The 8449-nt window shown below is 58.7% G+C and carries 8 protein-coding genes; all 8 read left to right on the forward strand.

Annotated elements, in window-relative coordinates; genetic code table 11:
- The first annotated feature begins 141 nt into the window (after window positions 1–141).
- Window positions 142–429: a hypothetical protein gene (locus tag GN153_RS13830; RefSeq protein WP_159903767.1), complete on the forward strand. Its 288-nt coding sequence runs from the start codon at window positions 142–144 to the stop codon at window positions 427–429.
- Window positions 429–1124, forward strand: coding sequence for a hypothetical protein (locus tag GN153_RS13835; protein WP_159903769.1), 696 nt, complete (start codon window positions 429–431; stop codon window positions 1122–1124). The genes GN153_RS13830 and GN153_RS13835 overlap by 1 nt, the downstream gene beginning before the upstream one ends.
- 271 nt (window positions 1125–1395) lie before the next feature.
- Window positions 1396–3528 carry a type B DNA-directed DNA polymerase gene (locus GN153_RS13840; RefSeq protein ID WP_159903771.1) on the forward strand — a complete coding sequence of 711 codons (2133 nt, stop codon included), beginning with the start codon at window positions 1396–1398 and terminating at the stop codon, window positions 3526–3528.
- A 54-nt stretch (window positions 3529–3582) separates the two neighbouring features.
- Complete coding sequence (locus tag GN153_RS13845; protein ID WP_159903773.1) at window positions 3583–4599, forward strand: Cdc6/Cdc18 family protein; 1017 nt, start codon at window positions 3583–3585, stop codon at window positions 4597–4599.
- 236 nt (window positions 4600–4835) lie between these two features.
- Window positions 4836–5135, forward strand: coding sequence for a hypothetical protein (locus GN153_RS13850; protein WP_159903775.1), 300 nt, complete (start codon window positions 4836–4838; stop codon window positions 5133–5135).
- On the forward strand, window positions 5128–5937 hold the full coding sequence (locus GN153_RS13855) for a DNA adenine methylase (protein WP_159903777.1): 810 nt from the start codon (window positions 5128–5130) through the stop codon (window positions 5935–5937). Before GN153_RS13850 ends, GN153_RS13855 begins: the two co-directional genes overlap by 8 nt.
- Before the next feature lie 1455 nt (window positions 5938–7392).
- Complete coding sequence (locus GN153_RS13860) at window positions 7393–8172, forward strand: IclR family transcriptional regulator (protein ID WP_159903779.1); 780 nt, start codon at window positions 7393–7395, stop codon at window positions 8170–8172.
- Between the two features lie 64 nt (window positions 8173–8236).
- Window positions 8237–8449: biotin carboxylase N-terminal domain-containing protein (locus GN153_RS13865; protein ID WP_303645107.1), on the forward strand; the 213-nt coding region annotated here is incomplete at its 3' end.

Here is an 8449-nt window from a genome sequence, read left to right on the forward strand (position 1 = left end):
ACGCTACCGGAAGTCTAGCGGAACTCTACCGGAACCGGCAATTTCGACTGAATCGCCCGATTTCAGGGCGTAGGGACGACATCGGTCTCTGGCGGAAACGTGCGCGCCTGAGCTTTTACAGGGGCGTCCATCGTCCCAGCCATGCCAACACTCCACCGCACAAGTGGCCAGGCGAACCGGACGACCAGGAAAATTGACGGAAACCGGGTCCACATCTCCGTGTGGACTGATGCGCCGGGCACAGAGTACGACGGTCGTCTCGAGTTGTACTACCCGGACAAAGCCGAATGGTGGGCGTTTGGCGTCCACGACGGGCGGCAGGCCGAGTTCCCGACGACCAATGCCATCGCGGGCGTTGCGACGGATCCAGACCTTCCTGCGTGGGTCCAGGAGATGATCCGGGTGGTTGAGCTGGAGGTGGCGGACTGATGGCCGCCGAACGTATGACCCCCGACAGTCCGCTGGGCGAACACACCCCGGCACTCGACCCGGGCCTGACGCTTCTCGAGACTCCTGGGCCGCGGTCGACGGCGCTTCATCATGTCGCCCTGCAGGACGCGATGGACTGGGCCGGGCCGATTTACTGGCTCGACGCCCGGAACACGGCGTCGACGTACACGCTTCACACCATCGCACCAGACGAGACGACTGTCGACCAGCTCCGGATCGCCCGGGCGTTTACCGCCTACCAGCACGTCTCGCTGATCGAGCGCATCGTCAACACCGTCAGCCCTCGGACGGGCGGGCTGATCATCCCGAATCTCGCGTCGCTGTACCGCGACGATGACATGCCCGACCACGAGGCCGAGCCACTCGTCGAGAGTGTGCTTGAGGCGCTCGCGGCGGTCGCCGACGCCTACGACATCCCCGTGCTGGTGACCGACGCCGGGCCAGCTGACGCACTTGCCGACCAGCTCCAGGCACACGCCGACCAGCGGATTCAGTGTGAGCAGACGGGCATGGGCTATCGCTTCGAGGGTGATGATGTCGAGACGACCGTCTACTGGCAGGATGGGGCCTGGCAGACGACCATCCCCTACTGGGTCGAGCTGGTCGGCGCCGTCGACGAGACGTCGGGGATCACTCTGGATCCCCAGACCACGCGCTTCGCGGTAGAGGGCTAACGATGGGGCGGACCAACCCTACCTACCGGGACTTCCTCGACCGGTTCGCCGAGCACCATCAGGGGTTCCGACGTGGACTCCGGCGAGAATACACCGCAGACTTTGATCGGTTATTCGACCATGCCCGGGCCCACGCTGACGCGGCCGGGTATCACAACGCCACCAACCCCGAGGTAGCGGTACTCCTGTCGATCCTGCTGGCCCATGAGCACGAACTCCGCCAGCTCCGAGAGCAAGTGGACGAGTCGACGGACGGGGGCCGACGGTAATCATGCCGCTGCTCACCTGCGAGTTTGACGATGGGACCGTCCGGGAGTGGCACGCGACGGCGGATGGTGTCGAGCAGCGGACGACCGACGACTACACACCGGCCTGCTACGTCGATGGGCCCACCGATGCGCTCGACAGACTTCGGACCAGGCTTCGGACCGACCCGAAGGTGACGAGCACTGGCTTCGAGGAGTGGTATCCCTCGCTTGCGGCCCGGGAGCGGACGTCCGTCCTCCGGGTCGACCTGGAGCGAGCGACGGAGGTCCGGGCGCTGGCCCAGGAGATCCGCCACCAACACGAACCGGCGGACGTCGCTCCTGGGACCTTTCGTCTCTATAACGTCGACCTTGCACCACAATTCCGCTATTGTGTCGAGACCGGAACCAGGCCCGTCCCGGCGCGGGACTTGGACGTCCTTGACCTGGCTGTCCCAGAGACAGCACTCCGAGATGGTGATATTACCGCACTCACCGCTGACGGAGACTCGCTCGGGGATGCCCCCGGCTCCGTCTTGGAGACACTCAATCGACGCCTCGCCGAGCGCGACCCCGACGTCCTTTGTTGTTCGACTGCCCAGGTGATCCCCTTCTGTTACCAGCAAGCAACCGAGCACGGTATCGATGCATTCCAGCTGGGTCGTGTCCCCGGCTACAAGCAGCTGGCTGGGTCAAACACCTACGAGAGCTACGGCCAGGTCGGCCACTCACCCGCCCGCTACCGGGTACCCGGCCGGGCAACCATCGACCGGGCGAACAGCTTTCTCCTAAACGAATCTGGGATCCCCGGTCTCCTTGACCTGGTCGAGCGGTCGTGGCGCCCGCTGCAAGAGACTGCCTGGGGCAGTATCGGCACGATCCTCACCGCCATCCAGGTCCGTGAGGCGCTCGAACGGGGCATTCTTATCCCCTGGAATAAGTGGGACCCAGAGGCGTTCAAGCGTGTTGAAACGCTCCATACCGCCGACCGCGGCGGGTTCACCTTCGCCCCAGATGTTGGCATCCACGAGGACGTCGTCGAGGTAGATTTCGGCTCCCTCTATCCCAATATCATGGTCGAGTACAACATCAGCCCGGAGACAGTCTGCTGTGACTGTCATGAGACCGCTGACGTGCCGGGCATCGGGTACAGCATCTGTGACCGCCCGGGCTTCATCCCCGATGTCTTAGAGCCTATCATCAGCGACCGGGCGTCGATTAAGGACGACCTCGCGACCACCGAGGATCCCGACGAACGCGAGCGCCTGGAAGCCCGCTCGGATGCACTGAAGTGGATCCTCGTCTCCTGTTTCGGCTATCAGGGGTATCGGAACGCGAAATTCGGTCGCATCGAGTGCCATGAAGCGATCAACGCCTTCGCGCGGGAGATCCTGCTGGATGCAAAGGAGCGACTCGAGGAGGGTGGGTGGCGGGTGGTTCATGGAATTGTGGATAGTCTGTGGGTTCAGCCCGTGGCCGATAGCGAGCAAACGCCACTCCCGCAACTCGTCGCGGATATCTCCGACAGCGTTGACATTCCACTGGAGGTCGAGAACCACTTCGAGTGGGTCTGTTTCGTCCCGCGTCGTGATGGTGATGCAGGGGCACTGACGAAGTATTTCGGGAAAGTGGCCGACGAAGATGCGTACAAACTTCGCGGGATCGAAGCTCGTCAGCGGAGTACGCCGCGGTTCATCACGTCACTCCAACGCACGTTGATCCGGACAATCAACGCACACCGGACGCCCGAGGCTGTGGCGCGCCGCCTGGCCCGCGCAGTCAGCCGACTCGAACGTGAACAGGTCTCGCCTGCGGAGTTGGTTATCACCACTCGCGTGTCGAAAGCCAAAACGGAGTATCGCCAGCGGACACAGGCTGTTGCCGCACTTGAGCGTGCGGCACGTCAGGACCTGCACCGCCATCCAGGAGAAGACGTCCGGTACGTGGTCATCGACGACAGCCGCACCTCAGCCGAGCGGGTCGCGCTGGCCCATGAATCGCCGACGACCTATGACACAGACTACTACACCGAACTGGCGCTTCGAGCGGCACACAGCATCGTCGCCCCACTGGGCTGGGACCGCAGCCGCCTGGAGCGTGCACTCGAGGGGACGACCGCCCAACAACTGTCTGCATTCACCGGAGACGATGCCGTATAACACGCCGGCGGGCTGGCGCCTGCGAACCGATCGCACGCGAGGTGGGAGCCGCCGATGACCGGTCTCATCATCGACCGGCAGGCGCTGCGGCCCGAGACGGTCCCCCAGGATCTGGTCCATCGGGATGGACAAATTGACGCCCTCGCGACAGCATTCGACCCGCTCCGCCATGGGGTGCCCGGTGAGCATGTGTGCATCTTCGGGCCCACCGGCAGCGGAAAAACCACCCTCGCGAAGTACGTGACCGACCGGCTCACCGCAGCGACCACCCGCGTGGCGTCGGCGTATGTGAACTGTCTCAATAGCACAACGACGACCGGGACGCTTGCCGCGCTCGTCCGGGACGCTGGACTAGGCCGCCGCCCATCACCCGCCACGTCCCGGCAGTTCTACATCGACCGACTGCAGGGTGCCACCGACCCAGTTCTGGCCATCCTCGATGAAGTGACAACCCTCCCAAATATCGAGCTGCTGCGGGCCCTGTCTTCGCTCGAGCCGGTCACGCTGGTCTGTATCGGCGTTGACGAGGAGACACTGTTCTCGACGGCACAGCTCGACAGGCAAACACGGAGCTGCCTCCGGACATTCATCTTCCTCCGACTGGATGCATACACTCACGATGAGCTCGTCGACATCCTCGAATACCGGGTGACCCATGGGCTGGACACCAGCCGCGTCAGGACAGCTGCCATCGAGTATATGACAACGCTTGCGGCCGGCGATGCGAAAACCGCGATTGCGTTCCTTCGGCGGGCCGCCACCCAGGCCGCGCAGTCGGGTGGTGATATCGACATCGACTGCGTCGATGCCATCCGGGAGGAAGCCCGTGACACCCTGCGGACGACACAGATCGAATCCTTAGGCACCCATCAGCGTGCCCTCTACGAGGTGGTCCGTGACTGCGGGATGGACGGTATCAGTGCGACTGAGTTGCATACCCGGTATGAAGCCCGCGTCGATAAGCCCCATGCCAAGCGGACCCGCCGACGGTATCTCAAGAGTCTCGAAAAGTACGGGCTCATCGAGGCGGTGGGTGAAGGGCGTGCACGAGAGTACCGCTTGCCACCCTGAAAATAGGATCCAAGACTGGTCTGCTCGCCTCCAATCGATGCGCTGGGAGCAAAAAGGGGTCTCGCGTGTCCGGAACGAACCACCAGAGGGCACCACTTTCGGACATTCAGTGTCCGGAAGTCAAACCTTGATTTTAGCACGTAAAACTCCTCACGACTCGGAATAGCGAATTATCCGGCACTTCCGGACAGCCGGGCGACCCACTCTAGGGGCTCCGCCGACTTGGCTGACATAGGATGTCGACAAACCAGGTTCGTGGCCAACCACGGACACAGACCCTGACCCGCGACGGGATCGACTACAGCGTTCGCATCTGGACGGACACACCGGGTATCGATGCCGGCGGCCAGATCGAGCTCCGCCGGCGGGATGGGACAGCTGCCTGGACCTTTGCGGTGATCGACCGGGAGACTGCTGCCTATCGGTCAACAACGACCGTCGAGGATGCCGCTCTCGACCCACAGATACCACAACGCGTCCGGGGTGTACTTCGCGAGCTTGGGTTCACCACGGTTCGGAGGGGAGACAATGAGTGAGACCGTCTTCCCCTATCCTGGCGGGAAATCTCGGTTTGCATCGTGGATCCTCGACCACGTGCCCGAGCACACCTGTTTTGTCGAGGTCTTCGGCGGGGCCGCTGGGGTGTTGGTAAACAAAAATCCCGCGACCAGTGACGTCGAGGTCTACAACGACCGCGATGGTGACTTGGTCCATTTCTTCGAGGTGCTGCGTGAGCACCCCGAGGAACTGGTCGCGTATCTGGAGGACGTCCCCTACGCTCGTGAAGTGTACGAGACGTGGGTCGAGCGCTTCTATAACGGCTATCGTCCGGAGGATGACGTTGCTCGTGCTGGCCAATTCTTCGCGCTCCGGTACTTCCAGTGGGGCGGTGGCTATGCGGGCCCGAACGGATTCGCAACGAGCAAACAGCGCAGCCGGGCAACCAGCTTCCGCAACAAGATCGACCGCTTGGAGCGGTTTGCCGACCGGTTTGATGATGTCGTTATCGAGCATCGTGACTGGCAGGCGCTGCTCGAGCAGTACGACAGTCAGGAGACGGTGTTCTATCTTGACCCACCGTACGCCGGTCAGCAGGAGTACTATCCGATCGAGAATATTGACCACGAAGCGCTTACGGATACCATTCAAAACCTCACCGGCGAGTGGCTCCTGTCCTGTGAGCACGTTCCAGCCACCCTGGCGGACTATCCGACGATCAGTCGGGCCGAAAATCGGTTCATCGGAAGCGGGGAAAATGATGGTGCGAAATCTGCCCACGAACGATTGGTGCTTAGCACTGGGTGTTCAACAGAGGAGAGGGAGGCAGAGGCAAGGTAGTCACATCTACCTGCTGGAAGTAGAAACCAAATCAGGTCGTGAACGACGGATACTAGTTTTATATATGAAGTCTTATATACAAACTATAATTTAGTATAAATAAAAACAGCGAATCACACTAACCTGATAATCCGTCATGAAGAATAAAAATAGCTTTTGTGTGGGGAACAGTCTGATATCCAAAAACAGGATAGAACGAAACGCGGGCTAATAAATGTCAGAAAGTAATTTTTCTAAGGTGAAATAACAAAATAAATAATTGCGCGTACGGGAAAAACCGATCTTTGTATAAATAAGAAAAATAAGTGGATAATCGGCTATTCGAACAATAATAACAAAAATGCCATAATATAAATAATAATATTGTCATATACGACTGCCTGAAGTAGAGGTGGTAGTTGGCTCAATTTGAAACGCCTATTTCAAGCACCGCCGTATTCCAATTTGAAAAGATCGTTTCAAGCAACGTGGCACCCTTGCACTCGAGGGCGCCGTTGGGGGTCGGCCTTCTTTTGATTCCATAGGCAGACCCCCTGTTTTCGGTTGGAGGGTGCTGACCCGGCCAGGCGCGAAAACGTCGCCACCCGACAAGAGTCAGCTAAATTCCGATGTATGCGTCGTCAATCCTGTCCAAACCTGCTTTGTGTCTTCAAGGGCCTCGACATCTTTGAGTAGCAGGGCTGTCACGAGAACCGCCACACCCGAGCGGTCAGTGATATACTGCAGTAGATCCGCCAGCCATCGGCGTCAAGCATCTCGGTTGAGTCTATGAGTAGGAGTGAGAATCGATCTGCCCACGAAGCTGTTCCAGCTCGTCACGGAGCGTGCTCAACTCCCTCACTCGATCTGCAGAGTCACTGAGTTCCACTGCAGACTGCCTTGTTGTACGTACCTTTCTCCGGCCAACGCCGCTCGTCGGCGCGTTTCGTATTAAGAAATATTCTGGATGGCACTATAGTCAAACACGTCCTGTCTGTAGGCGGATCTGGCTTTGCTCCAGTGTGGTAGTCTCTTGCAAGGCTGCATCGGATTATTTCCCGGTTTCGTAAAAACAGTTGCTGTTGCCCCAGTCGTTATAGTAAATTAGAGGTATCTCTTCGTTCCCCACCAGCCGTCACGGGTACAGAGAATTGGAACCAAAGATTTCTCAATAGTGAATGGCGAGAATCTGAACTAAGATACTCAAGAAATACTCCGTGAAAGAACCAATAATATCAACTCTCCCTTGAAAATAGACATTAATTCATGATATAAGCTAATTCACTGGGTCATCCTTCACCGTCTAATATTCGGGCCGAGCGACCCCTCAATTATCGTTCGGTGGCGCTATCCGATCCGGATCGACCGTAGAGCGTGTTTTCTCTCTCGCCCGTTATTGGTCCATGGTCTCGTATAACACGATCTGATTTCTTATTGGGAAAAACACTAAGTAAGTGGCTTGTTGTTTTATCGCGTATGGCTGGAAACAAATCCGATGGGCCGGTAAAATCGGTTCACCACCTGTTCCAGATCGTCGATATCCTCCACAAACAGGACGGGGCGGGTGTCTCACAGATCGCAGACCAGGTCCCTCTCTCCAGGGGGTCTGTATATAAACACCTGAAGACGATGCAGCGCAATGGCTACGTCATCAAAAAAGAGAATGGGCAGTACCGGCTCTCCTTTAAATTCTTCATGCGCGGCGGGTACGTGCGTGACAATAATGTGTTGTGTCGGCGAGCACGCCCACACACCGTGGATCTTGGTGAGAAGACTGGGGAGCCGGCCCACTTCATTGTGAAGGACGGCGATTATGGGTATCTCGCTTATTCTGTGAACGACAAATATGGGATTCGAGAGGATGTGGATCTTGGGACACAGTTTCAGCTTCATCAGTGGGCAGCAGGCAAAGCGGTCCTTTCGCTGCTTTCTGATGAGACAATCAAATCCATCTACGACACGTCGTCTCTCGAAGGAAAAACGGAGAACACGATCACCGATATCGACGAATTGCTCGAGACGATCGAAACCGTGCGCGACCAGGGGTATGCTCTTAATCACCAGGAGTATCAAGATGGAGTCATCGGTGTCGGAGCAGCAGTCCAGCATCCGGATACCGGCTCATTAGGAGCATTCAGTATCAGCGTTGCCGGCCCTGCGGCCCAAGCCGGGAAATCGATGGAAGAGGAGCATATCGATGCCGTTGTGGAAACGGCCAATCAGTTCGAGTTACAGCTGCGCTTCCAAGAAGGATAAGACAATGGGTCGGTCTGTACTGACCGGCAGAATGATATGAATCCCCCTTGGATCGCCGGTACTGATGTTCGACAAAGTGCTCGTGGCGAACCGCGGGGAGATCGCGGTCCGCGTCATGCGCGCCTGCGAGGAACTCGGTATCGACACCGTCGCTGTCTACAGCGACGCTGACAAACACTCGGGCCACGTCCGCTACGCCGACGAGGCATACAACGTCGGCCCCGCACGCGCGGCTGACTCCTATCTCGACCACGAGGCCGTCATCGACGCTGCCCAA

Source organism: Salinirussus salinus (assembly GCF_009831455.1).
Lineage (GTDB): Archaea > Halobacteriota > Halobacteria > Halobacteriales > Haloarculaceae > Salinirussus > Salinirussus salinus.